Raw genomic sequence first — 15,850 nt, forward strand, 5'->3', positions numbered from 1 at the left:
ATCTCGGCCTCGATGCGTTGCGCCTCGGCCAGGTAGTAGTCGTGTCGCTCCTGCCGAACTGCTGCGCTGAACTGGAACTGCTTCAGCGCCTCATCGGCGGACGCGCGGTATGCCTTCGCCAACCGTGGCGCCTGCAGACGCGGATCGTGTTCGAAGATGTCCAGCTGGTTGTTGTCCGAGCGCATCAAGCAGCGCTCCCGAACCCCAGCTCAGCCGCAGCGCGCGCCATCGCCTTCGCCGCGGCCGAGCGATCGCGCACCCCGACCACGCCGGGCTGCACAGGGGGCAGCGCCAGGGCGGCCTCCGGCACCGGCCCGCCCTCCACGACGTGCCGCACTGCGCGCTCGTAGGCGTCCTGCAGCATCCGCGCCTGCTGGTATCCGTCCTCTGCGCTGGCATAGACGTGCAGGTCCAGCAGCGAGCGAACCAGCACGGCGAAGCCTGACTGCGCGCGGCCCGGCCGGATCTCTTGCTGCACCTTCGCCAAGGTGGGCACGTCGAAGCACATCGCGCGGAAGCGCGGCGGGTTCGGCGGCCAGTCCAGGGCGTCGCGCATGCAGGCCGCCAACCCGGCCGCCAACTTCTTGGGGCTGAGGCCCGTGATGCTCTGCAGCCACACCTCGCCGGCCGTCGTCAGCGCGCCGGTCTGCGCCACCGGCGCCGCGCCGTTCGCCCTGGCCCACTTGCCCGGGAACATTGCCGCCATCCGCTCCCACAGCGTCCACAGGGCTCCCATAGCGCGCGCGTCCGCGTCAGCCGACGACGGAGAATTCAGCGTCGAAGATTCCTGCGCTGCCAAGGTGGCCACCACCGCCATGCTCTCGCTCGTACTGCTCGCGGAGCTGGGTGACGTGATCGGCAGAACCGTGGTGAGGGGACGCATGGGTCGCTCCGTTGGCAGAGTTGACGATGGGGATGACGGGCAGTGCCAGGCCGGCGGCCATCGTCTGCCTCAGGGATTCGTTGATGTCGTGGCCCGCACCGGCCAGACCGACCAGCGTGTTGCGGACTTGGAACCAACCTTGGATCGACAGCGGGCGGCGGCAGGCACCGCGATGCCGAGCGAACCGGGCCAGCACCTCTCGGTCGAGACCTACCGGCAAGTCGCCGAATCCGGCCAGCGCCAGATCGATCTCGACAGCGGTCAGCGAATCGCAGCTCGGCTCGCTCACGCCGCCGTTGTGTGTGGGTTGCTGTTGATTGCTGTTGGTTGCTTTTGGTTCGGGTGCAACAGCTGCTGCACCCTTTCCGACGCTGGGTTGCACCCTTTTCTGCGCCGTTTTGCACCCTTTACGGCTCCCGTTTGCACCCTTTTGGAAGGGTGCAGAATTTGCACCCTTCGAATCTGAGCCGGTTTCGTCCCCGTCGTTCGGTGCAGAGAGCTCTTCACCCTTGATCCAACGCGGGCTGATCCGATACTCGCGCGGGCGCCCGCCGGACTTGTAGCCGGACATGCGGCCGCCGCCGGCGTTGACCAGCTCCAGCCAGCCGCTCTGTTCCATCTTGCGGAGCTGGTACTGCACGGAGCGCTCGGACTGCCGCGACTTCACCGCCAGGCTGGCGATCGACGGGAAAATGTGGGTGCCGTCGTCATGGGCGTGGTCAGCCAGAGCCAACGCCAGCAGCATCTCGCCGCCGCCCGCCGGATACCTGTCGAACACCATGCCGGTCATTCTTGCTGCCATGTCAGATCACCAGCGCCAAGTTCTCGCCCGGGGCTACAGGCCACCAGGTGCAGGCGCTGCGGCCACTGACCTCGCACGGCTTCTTCGGACCGCGCCACGCGCGCCCACCCTCCAGCAGCTCAGGCAACCTGCGGGCCAGCATGTAGCGGTCGTGACCTGTCGCCCGCGCCAGCTCCATGCTGGTCAGGCCAGGGTGCTGCTGCACCGCCTTCGCGGCGCGGTCCTGCTGGATGGCCTGCTGGCCGCTGACGATGAGGTGGTGGGCAGCCTCGTGGCGGGTGCCAACATCGGTAGCGCGTGCCGGATGGTTCATCGGCGTGCCCTCCCCTTCCCCGTCCCCTTCCGCGCAGCACGCGCCACATTGCGCTCCAGGCGATGCGCCATCGTGCGCAGCGCGCGTACCTCGCTGACCATCAGCTCTGCCTCATCGCTGTCGATGCAGCGGTCGGAAATCGCGTCCAGCGCGGTGCCGGACAAACGGCCAACCCGCGAGGTGATCTCCAGCAGCTTCGTCTGGATGGCCCCGATCTCGTCCGACCAACCGCCCTCGGGCGGCGGCGGCACTGCGTCCACGGCCATGCCGAACTGCCCGGCCAACGCCTGCATCCATTCAAGGGCGTACTCGCTGCCGCCGACCTTCTGCTGCATCCACTCAGTCAGCAGCTCAGCAATCTCGATGGTCACCGACTCGCCCTCCGTGCCGTTGAGCTTCGCGCGCAGCGTCTCGGGGTGCATGGACTTGCCGCGGCGATCGGTCAGCCACTTGGCGGCCTCGGCGACACCGCCCGGCGTCTTGCGCACGGCGTTGTAGAGGCAGTCGAGCCAGTTAATGGAGGAAGTACGGCAGGTCATGGGTCACCTTGGGAAGACGGGTATTTCAAGGTTTCGGGCCGGGCCCAGGTCGCGCACCATCTGCGCTATGGACGAAATCAACTCAGGGAGCGAGGGCGTCGCCCTCCTTGCGGTACGCTGGATGTGCGAACAACACAGCCCACAAGGAGCGCGACATGGAGGAAGTAGTCAAAACCGACCGGGAATCCCAGTTCACGGCGCTGCAGCTGGTGGTGGCTGCAATTGCGGATACCCTCAGAGACGATCCGAAGTTCCAGCAGAACCTGACTGCTCGAATGGCTCTGGATGGGCTCCCTCTTTCGCCGGAAGAAAAGGCGAAGGTGAAGCTGTCGATCGAGCGCTTGACGCGCCGATAGGAGCGCGACGATCCACGATCTCTGCACCGACGCCGCACACGCGTGCGTCGGTATCTAGCGCCAGCGCGCAGAACATCTGCGCAGCGGCCGCTTCCCCGGCCCTGCGCTCTTCCAGCTCGGCCAGCGATGGACGGTTCAACCACTCCCTCAGCCAAAGGCGAGGGTTCCATTTGTCGGACAGCGCGCGCATGTCAGGCCACCTGCACTTGGATGACGCGCTCGGCGTCGGGATCGTTTTGGGCGGCCTCGGCCGCCGGTTGTTCGGCCTGGACACCGAGCAGCTTCATCACCTGCGGGAGGGCCGGAACGCCCTGCTCTTCCGGCCAGGCCTCGACCTGCTCCACCGGGAGCTGAAGCACCTTCGCCAGGTGCGCATCGGTCTTGAAACCGAACTTGGCCCGCAGCGCGCGTTTGCTCATCCGGCTGTCGACCAACGGTCCGATCACAGCGCGCGGGCTCGCGATAGCCACCAGCGGCTCGGCATCGACCATCCGGGCTAGCCGGAACGCTGCGTCGGCTCTCGGCGCCTTAGTACGCCCAGCGATGATTTCGCGGACTGCATTGGGCGTAACACCCATCCCGGCCGCAATCGAATCAACGGTTGCGCCGGCACCGATCAAACCTTGAATTTGAGATTTCCAGTCCATGTATAGGAAAGCTACAGAATCCTGTAGGTCTAGTCAACAGCATTCTGTTACAGAGTTCTGTGACCATTTCCCGATGGAAACCATCGGCACCCGCGTTCGTCGTGAGCGCGAATCACAAGGCATTGAGCGGCGCGAGCTGGCCTCAAAGACCGGTATCGGCTACAGCACGCTGTCCGAGCTGGAACGCGGGGGTATGCAGACCACCACGAAGCTGCGAGTCATCGCCGACGCGCTGGGCGTCTCCCAGCGCTGGCTGGAAACCGGCAAAGGTCCGAAGACGGCGCGGGGAGAGGCCCCGGTCTCAGCCGTCTTAGCGATTGAGACCAGCCCCGACTATGTTCGCGTCCAACAACTGGATGGAGACGCAGACATGGGGGATGGACGCATCAATGAGGACTTCCCGGACATTGTCCGAGGCATGGATTTTGCCCCCACCTACATCCGTTCCGTGGTTGGATTCGTGCCGCCACCAGGCCGCCTTGTGCTGGTCACCGGCCGCGGCGATTCCATGATCCCTGTCATCAACCCAGGCGAGTCTCTGATGGTGGATACGGGAGTGGAGTCCTTTGACGGTGACGGCATCTATCTGCTCAACACGGGCAATGGCCAGCAAATCAAGGGACTGCAGGATCGTGGCGACGCGATCTACGTGGTGAGTGCGAATGCTGCCCTGTATCCCGCGTTTCCCATGCCCAAAGGAACGCTGATCGGCGGAAAGGTCTACCTGCGCAACAGGATCGATCGATTTAATTGATGGCGCCGACAGGCGCTTTGTCTACACCCAGGGGAACCAAGGATGAAGAAGCTATTCCTCGCAGCCGCCATCGCGATGTCGGTGGCCGGCTGCTCCACAAACCCGCCGTTGAACTTCTCAGTTCCCAGCGTCGGCGTCAGCACCAAGAAGATCGAAGGAGAGCTCAGATCCCTGACGGTCACGCTTGCTCGACCGGATGAGGCCAAGGGCAGAATCCCTGCCCAGGCGCAGCACGAAGTCCCACAAATGTGGCAGACAGCTCTGACTGAAGCCCTCAATAAGATGGCAATCTTCCGAGACGATGCACCCAGAAAGTTCAGCCTCTCGGTCAAGATCCTTGCGATTGATATCCCTGGATTTGGTGCATCCATGACGACGAAGACGATCGCACGATACGAGCTCATCGATCGCGCCAATGGAAGCATCGTCTATACGCAGGACGTCAGCGCTGAGGGAACCGTCCCCTTCGACTACGCCTTTGTAGGTGTCGTCAGGGCGCGTGAATCGCTCAGCCGCTCGGCGCAAAACAACATCTCGCAGTTCCTTCAGGCGCTGGAGACTGTGGACGCGAGCAAGCCGATGTTCCCTAGCTCCCAGGTGAGCGAGTGAAGCGCGCCTGCCTTGCGCTCTTTGGTGCCGCAGCGCTGTCCGCATGCGCACCAAATGTCAGAACTGACAGCTACTCGATTGGCTCCGTTGGGCAGGTGAATCGGACTGTTGCCGGAACAGTGATCAGCGTGAGATCCGTGTCCATTGACGGTAGCCAAGGCGGCGGAGCCGCTGCCGGCGCTGCCGCCGGCGGCGTCGCTGGCTCAACGATAGGCGGGAGCGACAGGGCAAATGCAGTTGGTGCGATTGGTGGAATCGTGGTCGGCGCCATTGCAGGCGCTGCCACCGAGCGCAGCGTTTCCGCCACTCGCGGACTTGAGTACGTGGTGCAGACAGAGAACGGCAACCTGATGACAGTTGTTCAAGGCCCAGACCCGACGTACGCGACCGGATCAAGGGTGCTTGTGCTTTACGGGTCACCGTCCAGAGTGATCGCCGACCCCAGGCACCCACCTACACCGTAAGAACAGCCCCGCATCGCGGGGCTTTTTCATGACAGCCCCGTCAGGCCCGGCCAGCAGCCCGAAAAGAATTACAGAATCCTGTTGACAGGTCACTACAGGATTCTGTAACTTTACTTCGTCGCCCCAGTAACAGCCCATCCGGGCCGGGGCACGGAGATCAGCATGGCCACCCTGGCCCTCAGCACTTCTTCCGGCCCCGTCCAGGTCCAAGCCCAACCCGTAACCGGCAAGGTCGCCATGTACGTCGGCGACGCTGGCCGCGTCTACCTCTCCGCCACCGAAGCCGAAGACGCCGCCGCGCAGCTCCTGAGCGCCGCCGCAGACCTGCGCAGCACCCAGCAGGCCGCAGCATGAGCGCCGTCGTCCTGCAGTTCCCCGTCGACAACGCAGCGCGCGCCAACGGCGCCGGCCTGGCAGTGGCCATCGCCGCCAAGCGCATGGGCTACGCCGCGCATCACATCGCCCGCGCCGCCGCGCTGGCGCGCCGCGAGGTGCTGGACGGCCGCAAGAGCGCAGGCCGCGCGGCGTCCGACATGACCCGTACCCTCGCCCGCGCAGCGCGCGGCAACGGAGGCGACGCCGCATGAACGCCATCGACTTCTCCTTCGGTCTGGTGCTGGGTTTCGCCACCGGCGCGTGGGCCAGCCTCCACTGGGCGCTGCGCCGCCAGGAAGAGCAGTTCGCACGCCTCATGGAGCAGATCCGATGCGCGCACTGATCCGCCACTGGCGCGCCGCTGTCCTGGTGCTGCTCTGCGCCCTACTCGCGGCCGTCGCCGGCGCCATGCACTGGGCAGGCATCAACGACACCGGCGTCTACATGCTCATGGGCGCCCTGCTCTGCGCCAGCCAGGTGCCCGACGCGTGGAGGCGCGGTCGCGATGGCTGAGGCGCCGACCGTGGCCTCGACTGTGCGCGACATGCGCCGCGCCGGCGCCGCAGGCGAGCCGGTGCCGGCCGCAGCGGTGCAGGTCTGGGCGCAGACGCTCTTGACCCAGCTGTACGGCACGCAGAGCCCGGTTCGATACGAGTGCAGGCCGCGATACAGCACAGAGCCGTGGCAACCGGCCGAGATGGGAGACGTAGCGCATTACCGGCGCCGGAAGCTGGAACTTCGCGCGCTCTATCTGCACCCGCCCGCCGGCAAGCACAAGGACCACCGATGGCCGCCCGGTAGCAACGGCCAGGGCGAATGCCTGGAGTGCGGCGAGACCGAATGGATCGCGGGGCCGGACTGCAGACCGGTCCCACCGATCCGCGACCACCGCTCGGACACGCCCTTCTCCCTGACGTGGCTGATCGAGCCGCTGGAAAAGCTCCAGTACCTCACGAAGCACATGAACACGCTGGACCGCGCCAAGTGGCGCACCGAAACCACCTACCTCATCGATCGCATCAAAGACCACGCGAAGGGAAGCCAGCCATGACGACTGACAAATACCACAGCCCGGCAACTGCACCCATGTGGTGGGACGGCGGCGACCGCGCCATCACAGCGCGCGAGAAAGCCACCATCGAAGAGCATGGCCCCAGCTGCTACACCATCCCACTGCTGCCGGCGCAAGCTGCGGACCCTGCGGACCCGTGGCGCGGTCTGTACCTTCCGGCCCGCATGCCGGCGCCTTCGGAGTATGGCGACCTCAGCCATCCGGATATCCCTCTCTGGCCTGACCAGCGAGAGGATGCGCTCGACAAGTTGGTCCATGCCCAGGGGTTTGACTTCCAGATTGTCGCCGGCGAGTTCACCTCCGAGGCTCTGGACGACGGCGATGAGCTGTACTGGCAGGAAATGCGCGCCTGGAACCCGAAAGCGCCCGAAGGTGAGTGGCGCCTGGCATGGAAGGGCGACACCGAAGACGGTCCCTACGCGTGGTTCGTGCGGCCGATGGCGCTGCGGCCGGAGTTGGCCGCCCTCGCCGCCCGCCAGCCGGGGGCGCAGGAGCCGGTGGCCGTGGTCGGGTCTGACTTCACCCTGCTGTGGGCGGGGTCGGGTCCGATTGCGCCGATAGTGGAGCGCCACGGCCTCAAACGTGGAAGCCTGCTGTACGCCGCCCCGCCCGCGCAGGGCATCGACCTGGGGCAGCAACAGGACGCCGCCCGCTACCGCTGGCTGCGCGATCACTACGACCCCTCCGTCCACGACGACGAGGACGGATCGTTCCTTCGCCTGGCTGGCGAAGAGCTGGACGCTGCAATCGACGACCAGCGCGATGCGGCGCCGGGGGTGGGGTCGTGAATCGCCTGTTGAAGTCCATTCGCCGCCGCTGGTCGGCCGTAACCCAGCCAGGCACTGGCGGCCTGATCCAACCCGGTGATTGGAGGGTGCTGTACCCGGATGGGGAGCGCTCCCGCTACGTCAGCCACGGCGATGCGAGAAACCTGAAATTGCTGTATGGCGGCGTACTGGAATGGCGGCATGACCAAGATGCAGCGCCGGGGGTGGGCAATGGCTAAGCGACCGACTGAGGCCCAAGCCCGCAAGACAATCGAGGCATGGCTCGACAAGCACGCCCCTGGCTACCCGACCTACGGCATGTGCGAGGACGGCGACGATGGGTGGGCATTCTGGATAGTGGATCAGGACACCACGTCGTACCTGCACCACGACCTCACGGTCGAGTGGTACGGCACTGGATGGCCCGATCAGTTCAGCTACGACGGGGACACTGGAAATTGGACGGTGAGCGATGCAGCGCCGGGGGTGGCCCGTGGCTGACCGCCCCATGATCGCGGTGTGGTTCTCCTGCGGCGCTGCCAGCGCGGTCGCAGCAAAGCTCACCATCGAGCGTTACAGCGCCACCCACGACATCCGAGTAGTTAACAACCCGATCGCCAATGAAGACCCCGACAACCTGCGCTTCGCGCGCGACGTCGCGGCCTGGCTGGGCGTCGAAGTCGAGCAGGCCATCAACCCGAAGTGGCCCACCTGCGACTGCGTCGATGTCTGGGAGAAGGAGCGCTACATGGTGGGCGTCGCGGGCGCGCCCTGCACCCGGGCGCTGAAGAAGCGGGCGCGGCAGGCGTGGGAGCTGCTGCACAAGCCTGACTTCCACGTGCTGGGATTCACCGTAGAGGAGCAGCGGCGCCATGACCGGTTCGTGCAGACCGAGCGCGAGAACGTGCTGCCGGTGCTGATCGACGCCGGCCTGACCAAGCCCGACTGCGCGGCCAGGTTGATGGCCGACGGCATCGCCCTGCCAGCCATCTATCTGCGCGGCTACCCGAACGCCAACTGCATCGGGTGGGTGAAATCGCAATCCCCGACCTACTGGAATCACGTCAGAAAGCACGACCCAAGCGTGTTCGCGCAGCGTGCCGAGCAATCCCGGCGCATCGGTGTCCGGCTGGTGAAGGTCAAGGGCGAACGGATCTTCCTCGATGAGCTGAAGACCAGCGACAAGGGCGGCTCGCTGAAATCCATGAAATTTGACTGCGGCATCTTTTGCGAGGAACCGATCAATGGCTGAAACGACCTTCCACGTGCACCTCAGCGTGCGCGGCGCCATCCGCGATTTCAGCAAGCGCGAGCTGGGCAGCCTCTTCCAGAACACCGCGACTGGCCGCTGGCTCACTGCCGACGAAGCCAAGGATGCGCTGCTGGATCACCTGGCCGCAGGCCGCTCGGTGCTTCCGTTGGGCGCGCCCTGCGCCGGCTTCGACTATGCCGGCGGCGGTTGCCCCGGCCACACCACCGCCACCCAGGCCGCAGTGAACCCGCTGCGCCGTGGCCCCACCCTGCTGCCCAAGGAGCCCCGCTGATGCGCGAGCGTCCCATCCTGTTCAACGGCGACATGGTGCGCGCCATCCTGGCCGGCCAGAAGACCCAAGCCCGGCGCGCGATGAAGGTGCAGCCGCGGCGCAACGGGCCGTTCTGGGAAGTGTTCGGTGCGGGCTGGGGCAGCGGTGTGTGCCGCGTGCCGGCTGTGCCCGGACACAGCCTCGCTGCGCACTGCCCCTTCGGCCAGCCCGGCGACCGCCTGTGGTTGCGGGAGACCACCGTCAACGTGGAAGACCACGGCTACATCGGGCCGGTGTACGCCGAGTCGGACGAGGGCCGAGCCATTCTTAATTATGGCTTGGCCCCGGTCCCTGACGACTGCATCGAAGTCGAACCTGACGAATTGAGGCTGCGCCCATCCATCCACATGCCGCGCTCCATGTGCCGCCTAGTGCTGGAGATCACCGCCGTCCGCGTAGAGCGGCTCCAGGCGATCAGCGTGCAGGACTGCCTCGCGGAAGGCATCACTACCAGGTTCAAGGTGGCCGATGCCGCCGATGACCTGCGCATCCAGTTCCGCGACCTCTGGACCAGCACCGGCGGGGACTGGGACTGCAACCCGTGGGTGTGGGTCCTCGAGTTCAAAAAGATCCAAATATGAGCTACGACAATGCCCATTTACTCAAGGTCGCTGGCCCTCAAGTGCGGATAGGATGCACCGATTTGGCGACCCAACTTTCTAGCGGCGTCATCGAGACGTTTCAGGCCTTGCAAGAGGCGATTCCGTGCTTGGTCCGCTTGCATGGTGTTGACGGCACCGTGGTTATTCGCATGTCGAGCAATCTCGTTCCACTTCGAAAGCTCAATTTGAAGAACACGGAGCGATCTAACCAGAGCTTCCCCTTTCCGCGTCATCTCCATGCCCGGAACAACCACAGCTATCTGAAAGTCCTCGAACGGCGGGGTGTAGTTGCTGCCCAGGTGCTCTTCGATAGCAGCGCGACTACGGTCAATTGTGGCGCGAATCCTCAGGAGCTCCGGAACAAAGTCACTGATTTGGGCTTCGACTTGCATACGCGCCTTCCATCGTCCTGCCAAGAAAGGCAGGAGCACAGCGAAAAACGTCGCGATTGCTGCGGCCCATGCACCAACAGCAGCAACAGCAACCCAATCCAATCGGCAATTGGCGGCACTGCTAAGGCAGGGAACCATCAGTTCGGCGGCAATCATCGAATCACCTCCATGTGGATTGGCGAGCATTCTCACACGGCATGCCAGAGCAAGGAAATCTCGATGCGCGACCACCAGTCCAAGCGCGACCAAGCCAAGTACACAGCGCGCGTCCTCATCAACGAGGCGCGCGTGCGCCGCATCGGAGACGGTTACGGGTTCTGGTGCTTCTTCAACACCGCCCAGGCCGCGCGCCGCCGGGCGGCCAGGTCTACCCCGCCAGCGCCGCCGGCGCTCCCCATCCAACCGGAGCTGTTCGCATGACCCAGCGACACATCAGCCACCCCGAGGGGCTCCCGGCCTGCGCCGCCGGTCACAGCGCGCGCCACATCCACGACCTGCGCGGCCTCGCCGCCGGCGGCGGGCACCTGATCGAGTGCCGGTGCCGCGCGACAAGCAAGCACGCGGAGCCGGGCGCCGCCCTGGCCGAATGGCGGCGCATCAATCGACCTGCCCGTGTCACGCGCAGAGTCCTGCCCGCGATCGATGCGCCGGCAGCGGACAACGTGCTGCAGCTGCCAATGCGCTTCGCACCCGCGCGGACCGCCTGTCCGGCCAAGGGGGTGACTCGTGGGAGCGGCTGAAAGCCTATGGCCGGACGTGATGGACCTGGAAACGGCCGCCGCCTACTTGCAGTACCACCCCGTCACCCTGCGCAACTGGATGCGCAAGCGTAAAGGCCCGCCCGGCCGCAAGGTCGGCGGAAACTGGCGCTTCCTCCGCGCCGCACTCGACGCATATCTCACGGAAACGAAGCAACCCGAATGGCCCGCCATCCCTACCGACTTGAACCGCGCGGCAAAAAAGGCATCCTCTGGATCCGCTTCACCGCGCCCAACGGACGCGAAGTATTTAGAAGCTCTGGGACTGTCGACCGTGACCTCGCTACCGAGTGGGCCTCGAAAATCCACGCGGAGCAGTACCGCGTAGCGCGTCTTGGCGAGAAACCCCGCCGCCTCTGGACCGAGGCGGTCGTGGCCTGGTTCGAAGACCATAGGACCAAACGAAGCATCAAAAAGGATCAGCACAACCTGAAGTGGTTGTCCCCCTACCTGGGTCATCTTCACCTGGACGAGATCAACGCCGATGTACTGGCGCTCGTCTCCAGCCAGCGGAAGGCAGAACCGAAGAACAAACGGCGACGGAAGGACGGGAGCACGTTCACCGACGAACTGACTTCCCAGTCCACGGTGGACAAGATGATGGCGCTGATCCGCTCCATTCTGCGCGACGCGCAACGCCGCGGCTGGTCGGATTCTGTGCCCACCATCCGCATCAAGGAGACCGACGGCGCTGAAGACTACCGGTGGCTGACTCAGAACGAGGCGGTGCGGCTGCACGACGAGCTGGCGGACCACCTGCGACCGCCCTTCCTGTTTGCTCTGGCCACCGGCTGGCGCGAGCAGAACGTGCTGCGCCTGCGATGGGAGCAGGTGGACATGGAGCGGCGGGTGGCTTGGATCAAGGGGAGACAGGCCAAGGGGAAGAAGGCCATAGGCGCACCGCTCAACAGAAACGCGATGGACATCCTGACGGAGCAGCGCGCGAAGAGGGTGGCGGGGAACCTGTGGGTGTTCCCGAGTGGATCTGAGAAGGACAGCGAGCCGTACGTTCGGGCAAGCAACACCGGCTGGTACGCCGCGCAACGGCGGGCGAGGATTGACCCGCTGACCTGGCACGACCTGCGCCACACTTGGGCCAGCTGGCATGTGATGGCAGGCACCAGCCTGCGGAGCCTTATGGAGCTGGGCGGGTGGCGGTCCTACCAGTCCGTACTCCGGTACGCTCACCTGTCGCCCGAGCACCTCGCCGGCGACGCAGAGCGCATCGAGAAAGTTGCACGGAAGTTGCACGGACGGTCGGCATAGGTGGAGCTATCGATCAAGCACTTAGCGCTACAGCCCGTTGTTAGTAGCACCACTAAAGTGTTTGATATAAAAGAGTTTTTCTAGTGGTGCATGGGATTGAAAATCCCCGTGTCGGCGGTTCGATTCCGTCCTCGGCCACCACTATTTGAAAAGACCTGCAGAAATGCAGGTCTTTTTTTTTGCCTCATGCCGTTCGCGGCATCCGCTGGCGGGCGCTAACTCACCTTCTTGGCAACAGTCATGCCGAGCAGGAACAGCACGACGGCGATGATGATGCCGGCCCAGAACAGGAACTTGGCGATGCCGATGGCTGCCCCGCCGATGCCGGCGAAACCGAGGGCACCGGCGATGAGGCCGATGACCAGAAAAATGATGGCCCACTTGATCATGCTGTTTTCCCCTGTCGGGATACCGTTGGAGCATTCAAGCTAGTCATCGCGCCGTCCCGTCGTCGTGAACACATCGCAGCGCATGCGTGAAAACACGGCGCCTTCCGTGCGTCCGCCTGTCGCCGATGCCCCGGCACGCCACACCGCGATGACGAAACTTTTACACCGGCGCGGCCGCCGCCTCCTAAGCTCGAGCGTCCACCGAGGAGTCCTCCCATGCGTCTGCGTCCTGCCCTGCTTGCCCTCGGCATGCTTCTGTCGGCCACCGTCGCCAGCGCCGCCGCGCCGGTGCGTTCGGTCCCTGCCCTGGACATGGGACGCTATGCCGGCCAGTGGCACGAGATCGCCCATCTGCCGGTGTCGTTCCAGAAGAAGTGCGTGGGCGACATCACCGCCACCTATGCGCTGCGCGCAGACGGTCGCATCAGCGTGCACAACGCGTGCCGCACCGGGGACGGCGGACATATCGCGGCCGAGGGCGTGGCGCGTCCGGTGCCGGATGAGCCTGGCCAGCTGCAGGTGCGCTTCGTACCGGACTGGCTGGCCTGGGTGCCGCTGGTGTGGGCCGACTACTGGGTGATCGCGCTGGACCCGGACTACCAGTGGGCGATCGTGGGCGATCCGGACCGGAAGTACCTGTGGATCCTGTCGCGCTCGCCGAGCATGGACAAGGCGCAGTTCGCCGACCTCAAGGCCCGGGCCGAGGCGATGGGTTACGACCTGGGCCCATTGCGGGTCATGGCGCCGCTGGACTGAGCGGCGCGACGCGTCCCCCTACCTGAACGACACCGTCTCCGCCTACCCTTGCGGGGAGGCCGCCGCGCGGCCGCACAACCACCATACGCCGTAGTATGCTTTCACCCACGCAGCGCCCTGCACGAGGATTGCGCCCATGTTCCACCGCTTCCGTACCGCCGCGATGATCGCCCTGGTGGCCGGCACCACCCTGGCCCTGGCCGCCTGCAACACCGGCGTGGTCAAACGCGTCTCGCCGCCGGCAGCGAGCCTGCAGCAGTTGACCGTGCGCGCCGACGGGGGCTGGGATGTCGCCCTGCGGCTGCAGAATTTCAGCTCGATGCCCATGACCTTCGATGCCGTCGCGCTGTCCCTGAAGGTGGACGACGAAGACGCGGGCACCCTGCAGACCACGCCTGCACTGTCGATCGGCGGCGAGTCCGCCGACGTCGTCACCCTGCGCCTGCAACCTTCCTCCGGCGCCCGCCTGGTAGTGGCCGACGCCCTGGCGGGCAACCGCACCCTGGCTTACAGGCTCACGGGCACCGTCAGTGCCACGCCGCAGGAAAAGAAGCAGCGCAGTTTCGAGATCGACCAACGCAGCACGCTCAACCAGGCCCCCGGCCTGCCCGGCGTGCTGCGCTGACCGGCGGCGTGTCCGCCTTCCCTTGCACCTGATCGAGACCTACCGATGAGCAGCTACACCGCCCCGCTTTCCGATATCCGTTTCGCCCTGCACGACGTCCTCAAGGTGGAATCGCTGTTTGCCCGCCTGGGCTTTGCCGATGCCACCACCGACGTGGTCGATGCCGTGTTGGAAGAAGCCGGCCGTTTCAGCACCACCGTGCTGGCACCGTTGAACAGCGTGGGCGATGAAATCGGCTGCGTGCTCGACCAGGCCACCGGCGAGGTCACCACCCCGCCCGGCTTCAAGCAGGCCTATGCGCAGTTCGTGGAGGGCGGCTGGACCGGCCTTACCGCCGCGCCCGAGCTGGGCGGCCAGGGCCTGCCGCACACGCTGGGCGTGCCGCTCAACGAAATGATCAACGCCGCCAACCTGGCGTGGGGCAACTTCCCGCTGCTCTCGCATGGCGCCATCGAAGCGCTCAAGCAGCACGGTGAAGCCTGGCAGCAGGAGGCCTTCCTGAAGCCGCTGATCGAAGGCCGCTGGACGGGCACCATGTGCCTGACCGAACCGCACTGCGGCACCGATCTGGGCCTGCTCAAGACCAAGGCCGAGCCGAACGCCGATGGCAGCTACGCGATCACCGGCACCAAGATCTTCATCACCGCCGGTGAGCACGACCTCACCGACAACATCGTGCACCTGGTGCTGGCCAAGCTCCCCGACGCCCCGGCCGGCGCCAAGGGCATCTCGCTGTTCGTCACCCCCAAGTTCAAGGTCGACCGCGACGGCAACGTGGGCGAACGCAATGCGCTGCGCTGCGGCTCGATCGAACACAAGATGGGCATCAAGGGCTCGGTCACCTGCGTCATGAACTTCGATGGCGCCCAGGGCTACCTGGTCGGCCAGCCGCACAAGGGCCTGCAGGCGATGTTCACCATGATGAACACCGCGCGCCTCGGTGTCGGCCTGCAGGGCATCGGCCTGTCCGAGCGCGCCTACCAGAACGCCCTGGCGTACGCGCGTGACCGTCTGCAGTCGCGCGCACTGAGCGGTGCCAAGTTCCCCGACAAGCCGGCCGATCCGATCCTGGTACATCCGGACGTCCGACGCATGCTGCTGACGGTCAAGTCCCTGGTCGAGGGCAGCCGCCTGCTCGCGCTGCACGCGGCCACGCTGGTCGATGTTGCCCACCACGCCGACGATGCCGCCGAGCGGGAACGCGCCGATACGCTGGTGAGCTTCCTGACCCCGATCTCCAAGGCCTGCCAGACCGAATGGGGGATCGAGAACACCTACAACGCCCTGCAGTGCTTCGGCGGCCACGGCTACATCCGCGAGCACGGCATGGAGCAGCTTGCCCGCGATGCGCGCATCACCACCCTGTACGAAGGCACCACCGGCATCCAGGCGCTGGACCTGATCGGGCGCAAGACCGCGTCCAGCCAGGGCGCGGGCCTGAAGCTGATGCTGGCCGAGATCGAGGCGTTCGCCAAGGCCAATGAGGGCGACGCGGCGCTGGCCGAGTTCATCACCCCGCTCCGCGCCAAGGCCGACGAGTGGGGCTCGCTGACCCTGGCCACCCTGCAGCGCGCGGCCGGCAACCCCGACGAGCTGGGCGCGGCCAGCTTCGACTACCTGTTCTACTCGGGCTACGTGGTGCTGGCCTACTGGTGGGCGCGCAGCGTCGCCGCCGCCGACGCCTCCGCCCAGAGCGAGGCGTTCAAGCAGGCCAAGCGCGAGACCGCGCGTTTCTACTTCGCCCGTGTGCTGCCGCGCACGCTCAGCCACGCGGCGGCCATCCAGGCCGGGGCGGAATCGCTGATGGCGATGGACGACGCGCGGTTCGGGGCCTGACTGTGCAGGGCCGGTGCCGACCGACCGTCGGCCCGGCCCGGCGCGCACCTCCGTTGCGCGCC

General features: G+C 65.7%; 26 protein-coding genes and 1 pseudogene. 20 read left to right on the plus strand and 7 right to left on the minus strand.

Annotated elements, in window-relative coordinates:
• From ACPEH1_RS16870 to ACPEH1_RS16890, 5 genes are all read right to left on the minus strand, one after another.
• Positions 1-185: hypothetical protein (locus tag ACPEH1_RS16870; protein WP_423716090.1), on the minus strand; the 185-nt coding region annotated here is incomplete at its 3' end.
• Positions 185-817, minus strand: a complete 633-nt coding sequence (locus ACPEH1_RS16875; protein ID WP_423716091.1) for a hypothetical protein — start codon at positions 815-817, stop codon at positions 185-187. The genes ACPEH1_RS16875 and ACPEH1_RS16870, both read right to left, overlap by 1 nt.
• The gene (locus tag ACPEH1_RS16880; RefSeq protein ID WP_312710205.1) at positions 753-1,673 is read right to left on the minus strand and encodes a helix-turn-helix domain-containing protein; all 921 of its coding nucleotides are present in this window, start codon (positions 1,671-1,673) and stop codon (positions 753-755) included. Before ACPEH1_RS16880 ends, ACPEH1_RS16875 begins: the two co-directional genes overlap by 65 nt.
• A gap of 13 nt (positions 1,674-1,686) precedes the next feature.
• Entirely contained in the window at positions 1,687-1,998 is a 312-nt protein-coding gene (locus ACPEH1_RS16885) for a winged helix-turn-helix domain-containing protein (RefSeq protein ID WP_312710203.1), read from the minus strand.
• The gene (locus tag ACPEH1_RS16890) at positions 1,995-2,537 is read right to left on the minus strand and encodes a phage regulatory CII family protein (RefSeq protein ID WP_312710201.1); all 543 of its coding nucleotides are present in this window, start codon (positions 2,535-2,537) and stop codon (positions 1,995-1,997) included. Before ACPEH1_RS16890 ends, ACPEH1_RS16885 begins: the two co-directional genes overlap by 4 nt.
• A 155-nt stretch (positions 2,538-2,692) precedes the next feature.
• Between ACPEH1_RS16890 and ACPEH1_RS16895 the strand changes: the two genes are divergently transcribed.
• Positions 2,693-2,893 carry a hypothetical protein gene (locus ACPEH1_RS16895; RefSeq protein ID WP_312710199.1) on the plus strand — a complete coding sequence of 67 codons (201 nt, stop codon included), beginning with the start codon at positions 2,693-2,695 and terminating at the stop codon, positions 2,891-2,893.
• Positions 2,894-3,084: 191 nt separating this feature from the next.
• Here the strand turns inward: ACPEH1_RS16895 and ACPEH1_RS16900 are convergent, their stop codons facing one another.
• Entirely contained in the window at positions 3,085-3,540 is a 456-nt protein-coding gene (locus tag ACPEH1_RS16900) for a hypothetical protein (RefSeq protein ID WP_166472384.1), read from the minus strand.
• 73 nt (positions 3,541-3,613) lie between these two features.
• Between ACPEH1_RS16900 and ACPEH1_RS16905 the strand changes: the two genes are divergently transcribed.
• From ACPEH1_RS16905 to ACPEH1_RS16980, 16 genes and pseudogenes are all read left to right on the plus strand, one after another.
• On the plus strand, positions 3,614-4,294 hold the full coding sequence (locus ACPEH1_RS16905; protein WP_166472840.1) for an XRE family transcriptional regulator: 681 nt from the start codon (positions 3,614-3,616) through the stop codon (positions 4,292-4,294).
• A gap of 42 nt (positions 4,295-4,336) precedes the next feature.
• Positions 4,337-4,903: a UDP-N-acetylglucosamine acyltransferase gene (locus ACPEH1_RS16910; protein ID WP_166472839.1), complete on the plus strand. Its 567-nt coding sequence runs from the start codon at positions 4,337-4,339 to the stop codon at positions 4,901-4,903.
• A 626-nt stretch (positions 4,904-5,529) separates the two neighbouring features.
• Positions 5,530-5,721, plus strand: a complete 192-nt coding sequence (locus ACPEH1_RS16915) for a hypothetical protein (protein WP_312710189.1) — start codon at positions 5,530-5,532, stop codon at positions 5,719-5,721.
• The gene (locus ACPEH1_RS16920; RefSeq protein ID WP_166473262.1) at positions 5,718-5,954 is read left to right on the plus strand and encodes a hypothetical protein; all 237 of its coding nucleotides are present in this window, start codon (positions 5,718-5,720) and stop codon (positions 5,952-5,954) included. The genes ACPEH1_RS16915 and ACPEH1_RS16920 overlap by 4 nt, the downstream gene beginning before the upstream one ends.
• The gene (locus ACPEH1_RS16925; RefSeq protein WP_423716092.1) at positions 5,951-6,085 is read left to right on the plus strand and encodes a hypothetical protein; all 135 of its coding nucleotides are present in this window, start codon (positions 5,951-5,953) and stop codon (positions 6,083-6,085) included. Before ACPEH1_RS16920 ends, ACPEH1_RS16925 begins: the two co-directional genes overlap by 4 nt.
• A complete protein-coding gene (locus ACPEH1_RS16930; RefSeq protein WP_017355882.1) occupies positions 6,073-6,255 on the plus strand; it encodes a hypothetical protein in 183 nt (60 codons plus the stop codon). Before ACPEH1_RS16925 ends, ACPEH1_RS16930 begins: the two co-directional genes overlap by 13 nt.
• A complete protein-coding gene (locus ACPEH1_RS16935) occupies positions 6,248-6,793 on the plus strand; it encodes a hypothetical protein (protein WP_166472834.1) in 546 nt (181 codons plus the stop codon). The genes ACPEH1_RS16930 and ACPEH1_RS16935 overlap by 8 nt, the downstream gene beginning before the upstream one ends.
• Positions 6,790-7,602 (plus strand): hypothetical protein, encoded by an 813-nt coding sequence (locus ACPEH1_RS16940; RefSeq protein ID WP_423716093.1) that lies wholly within the window; start codon positions 6,790-6,792, stop codon positions 7,600-7,602. Before ACPEH1_RS16935 ends, ACPEH1_RS16940 begins: the two co-directional genes overlap by 4 nt.
• A 180-nt stretch (positions 7,603-7,782) precedes the next feature.
• Positions 7,783-8,082 carry a hypothetical protein gene (locus ACPEH1_RS16945; RefSeq protein ID WP_423716094.1) on the plus strand — a complete coding sequence of 100 codons (300 nt, stop codon included), beginning with the start codon at positions 7,783-7,785 and terminating at the stop codon, positions 8,080-8,082.
• On the plus strand, positions 8,075-8,833 hold the full coding sequence (locus tag ACPEH1_RS16950; protein WP_423716095.1) for a hypothetical protein: 759 nt from the start codon (positions 8,075-8,077) through the stop codon (positions 8,831-8,833). Before ACPEH1_RS16945 ends, ACPEH1_RS16950 begins: the two co-directional genes overlap by 8 nt.
• A complete protein-coding gene (locus tag ACPEH1_RS16955) occupies positions 8,826-9,125 on the plus strand; it encodes a hypothetical protein (protein ID WP_423716096.1) in 300 nt (99 codons plus the stop codon). The genes ACPEH1_RS16950 and ACPEH1_RS16955 overlap by 8 nt, the downstream gene beginning before the upstream one ends.
• The gene (locus tag ACPEH1_RS16960) at positions 9,125-9,745 is read left to right on the plus strand and encodes a hypothetical protein (protein WP_423716097.1); all 621 of its coding nucleotides are present in this window, start codon (positions 9,125-9,127) and stop codon (positions 9,743-9,745) included. Before ACPEH1_RS16955 ends, ACPEH1_RS16960 begins: the two co-directional genes overlap by 1 nt.
• Positions 9,742-10,578, plus strand: coding sequence for a hypothetical protein (locus tag ACPEH1_RS16965; protein ID WP_423716098.1), 837 nt, complete (start codon positions 9,742-9,744; stop codon positions 10,576-10,578). Before ACPEH1_RS16960 ends, ACPEH1_RS16965 begins: the two co-directional genes overlap by 4 nt.
• Positions 10,575-10,898: a hypothetical protein gene (locus tag ACPEH1_RS16970; RefSeq protein ID WP_423716099.1), complete on the plus strand. Its 324-nt coding sequence runs from the start codon at positions 10,575-10,577 to the stop codon at positions 10,896-10,898. The genes ACPEH1_RS16965 and ACPEH1_RS16970 overlap by 4 nt, the downstream gene beginning before the upstream one ends.
• A gap of 19 nt (positions 10,899-10,917) precedes the next feature.
• A pseudogene (locus tag ACPEH1_RS16975) lies at positions 10,918-11,052 on the plus strand (helix-turn-helix domain-containing protein); the annotation flags it as partial.
• Between the two features lie 26 nt (positions 11,053-11,078).
• On the plus strand, positions 11,079-12,182 hold the full coding sequence (locus ACPEH1_RS16980; RefSeq protein WP_423716100.1) for a tyrosine-type recombinase/integrase: 1,104 nt from the start codon (positions 11,079-11,081) through the stop codon (positions 12,180-12,182).
• 215 nt (positions 12,183-12,397) lie between these two features.
• Here the strand turns inward: ACPEH1_RS16980 and ACPEH1_RS16985 are convergent, their stop codons facing one another.
• Positions 12,398-12,571 carry a DUF1328 family protein gene (locus tag ACPEH1_RS16985; RefSeq protein ID WP_017355244.1) on the minus strand — a complete coding sequence of 58 codons (174 nt, stop codon included), beginning with the start codon at positions 12,569-12,571 and terminating at the stop codon, positions 12,398-12,400.
• A gap of 216 nt (positions 12,572-12,787) precedes the next feature.
• Between ACPEH1_RS16985 and ACPEH1_RS16990 the strand changes: the two genes are divergently transcribed.
• The 3 genes from ACPEH1_RS16990 to ACPEH1_RS17000 all read left to right on the plus strand — a co-directional run bounded on the left by ACPEH1_RS16990 (position 12,788) and on the right by ACPEH1_RS17000 (position 15,788).
• Entirely contained in the window at positions 12,788-13,327 is a 540-nt protein-coding gene (locus tag ACPEH1_RS16990) for a lipocalin family protein (protein WP_423716101.1), read from the plus strand.
• 136 nt (positions 13,328-13,463) lie between these two features.
• Positions 13,464-13,952: an LEA type 2 family protein gene (locus ACPEH1_RS16995; protein WP_017355246.1), complete on the plus strand. Its 489-nt coding sequence runs from the start codon at positions 13,464-13,466 to the stop codon at positions 13,950-13,952.
• 45 nt (positions 13,953-13,997) lie between these two features.
• Positions 13,998-15,788, plus strand: a complete 1,791-nt coding sequence (locus ACPEH1_RS17000) for an acyl-CoA dehydrogenase C-terminal domain-containing protein (protein ID WP_136003234.1) — start codon at positions 13,998-14,000, stop codon at positions 15,786-15,788.
• Positions 15,789-15,850 lie beyond the last annotated feature (62 nt).

Origin of the sequence: Stenotrophomonas sp. NPDC077421, assembly GCF_049545505.1 — a bacterium.
Classification (GTDB): Bacteria; Pseudomonadota; Gammaproteobacteria; order Xanthomonadales; family Xanthomonadaceae; genus Stenotrophomonas; species Stenotrophomonas nematodicola.

Bases quoted from the DNA above. Each gene is read 5' to 3' on its own strand.
- ACPEH1_RS16910 (WP_166472839.1), top strand. From the start codon at position 4,337: ATGAAGAAGCTATTCCTCGCAGCCGCCATCGCGATGTCGGTGGCCGGC.
- ACPEH1_RS16920 (WP_166473262.1), top strand. From the start codon at position 5,718: ATGAGCGCCGTCGTCCTGCAGTTCCCCGTCGACAACGCAGCGCGCGCC.
- ACPEH1_RS16875 (WP_423716091.1), bottom strand. From the start codon at position 817: ATGGCGGTGGTGGCCACCTTGGCAGCGCAGGAATCTTCGACGCTGAAT.
- ACPEH1_RS16925 (WP_423716092.1), top strand. From the start codon at position 5,951: ATGAACGCCATCGACTTCTCCTTCGGTCTGGTGCTGGGTTTCGCCACC.
- ACPEH1_RS16970 (WP_423716099.1), top strand. From the start codon at position 10,575: ATGACCCAGCGACACATCAGCCACCCCGAGGGGCTCCCGGCCTGCGCC.
- ACPEH1_RS16955 (WP_423716096.1), top strand. From the start codon at position 8,826: ATGGCTGAAACGACCTTCCACGTGCACCTCAGCGTGCGCGGCGCCATC.
- ACPEH1_RS16900 (WP_166472384.1), bottom strand. From the start codon at position 3,540: ATGGACTGGAAATCTCAAATTCAAGGTTTGATCGGTGCCGGCGCAACC.
- ACPEH1_RS16985 (WP_017355244.1), bottom strand. From the start codon at position 12,571: ATGATCAAGTGGGCCATCATTTTTCTGGTCATCGGCCTCATCGCCGGT.
- ACPEH1_RS16945 (WP_423716094.1), top strand. From the start codon at position 7,783: ATGACCAAGATGCAGCGCCGGGGGTGGGCAATGGCTAAGCGACCGACT.
- ACPEH1_RS16940 (WP_423716093.1), top strand. From the start codon at position 6,790: ATGACGACTGACAAATACCACAGCCCGGCAACTGCACCCATGTGGTGG.
- ACPEH1_RS16960 (WP_423716097.1), top strand. From the start codon at position 9,125: ATGCGCGAGCGTCCCATCCTGTTCAACGGCGACATGGTGCGCGCCATC.
- ACPEH1_RS16880 (WP_312710205.1), bottom strand. From the start codon at position 1,673: ATGACCGGCATGGTGTTCGACAGGTATCCGGCGGGCGGCGGCGAGATG.
- ACPEH1_RS16890 (WP_312710201.1), bottom strand. From the start codon at position 2,537: ATGACCTGCCGTACTTCCTCCATTAACTGGCTCGACTGCCTCTACAAC.
- ACPEH1_RS16885 (WP_312710203.1), bottom strand. From the start codon at position 1,998: ATGAACCATCCGGCACGCGCTACCGATGTTGGCACCCGCCACGAGGCT.
- ACPEH1_RS16915 (WP_312710189.1), top strand. From the start codon at position 5,530: ATGGCCACCCTGGCCCTCAGCACTTCTTCCGGCCCCGTCCAGGTCCAA.
- ACPEH1_RS16935 (WP_166472834.1), top strand. From the start codon at position 6,248: ATGGCTGAGGCGCCGACCGTGGCCTCGACTGTGCGCGACATGCGCCGC.
- ACPEH1_RS17000 (WP_136003234.1), top strand. From the start codon at position 13,998: ATGAGCAGCTACACCGCCCCGCTTTCCGATATCCGTTTCGCCCTGCAC.
- ACPEH1_RS16995 (WP_017355246.1), top strand. From the start codon at position 13,464: ATGTTCCACCGCTTCCGTACCGCCGCGATGATCGCCCTGGTGGCCGGC.
- ACPEH1_RS16905 (WP_166472840.1), top strand. From the start codon at position 3,614: ATGGAAACCATCGGCACCCGCGTTCGTCGTGAGCGCGAATCACAAGGC.
- ACPEH1_RS16895 (WP_312710199.1), top strand. From the start codon at position 2,693: ATGGAGGAAGTAGTCAAAACCGACCGGGAATCCCAGTTCACGGCGCTG.
- ACPEH1_RS16980 (WP_423716100.1), top strand. From the start codon at position 11,079: ATGGCCCGCCATCCCTACCGACTTGAACCGCGCGGCAAAAAAGGCATC.
- ACPEH1_RS16990 (WP_423716101.1), top strand. From the start codon at position 12,788: ATGCGTCTGCGTCCTGCCCTGCTTGCCCTCGGCATGCTTCTGTCGGCC.
- ACPEH1_RS16965 (WP_423716098.1), top strand. From the start codon at position 9,742: ATGAGCTACGACAATGCCCATTTACTCAAGGTCGCTGGCCCTCAAGTG.
- ACPEH1_RS16930 (WP_017355882.1), top strand. From the start codon at position 6,073: ATGCGCGCACTGATCCGCCACTGGCGCGCCGCTGTCCTGGTGCTGCTC.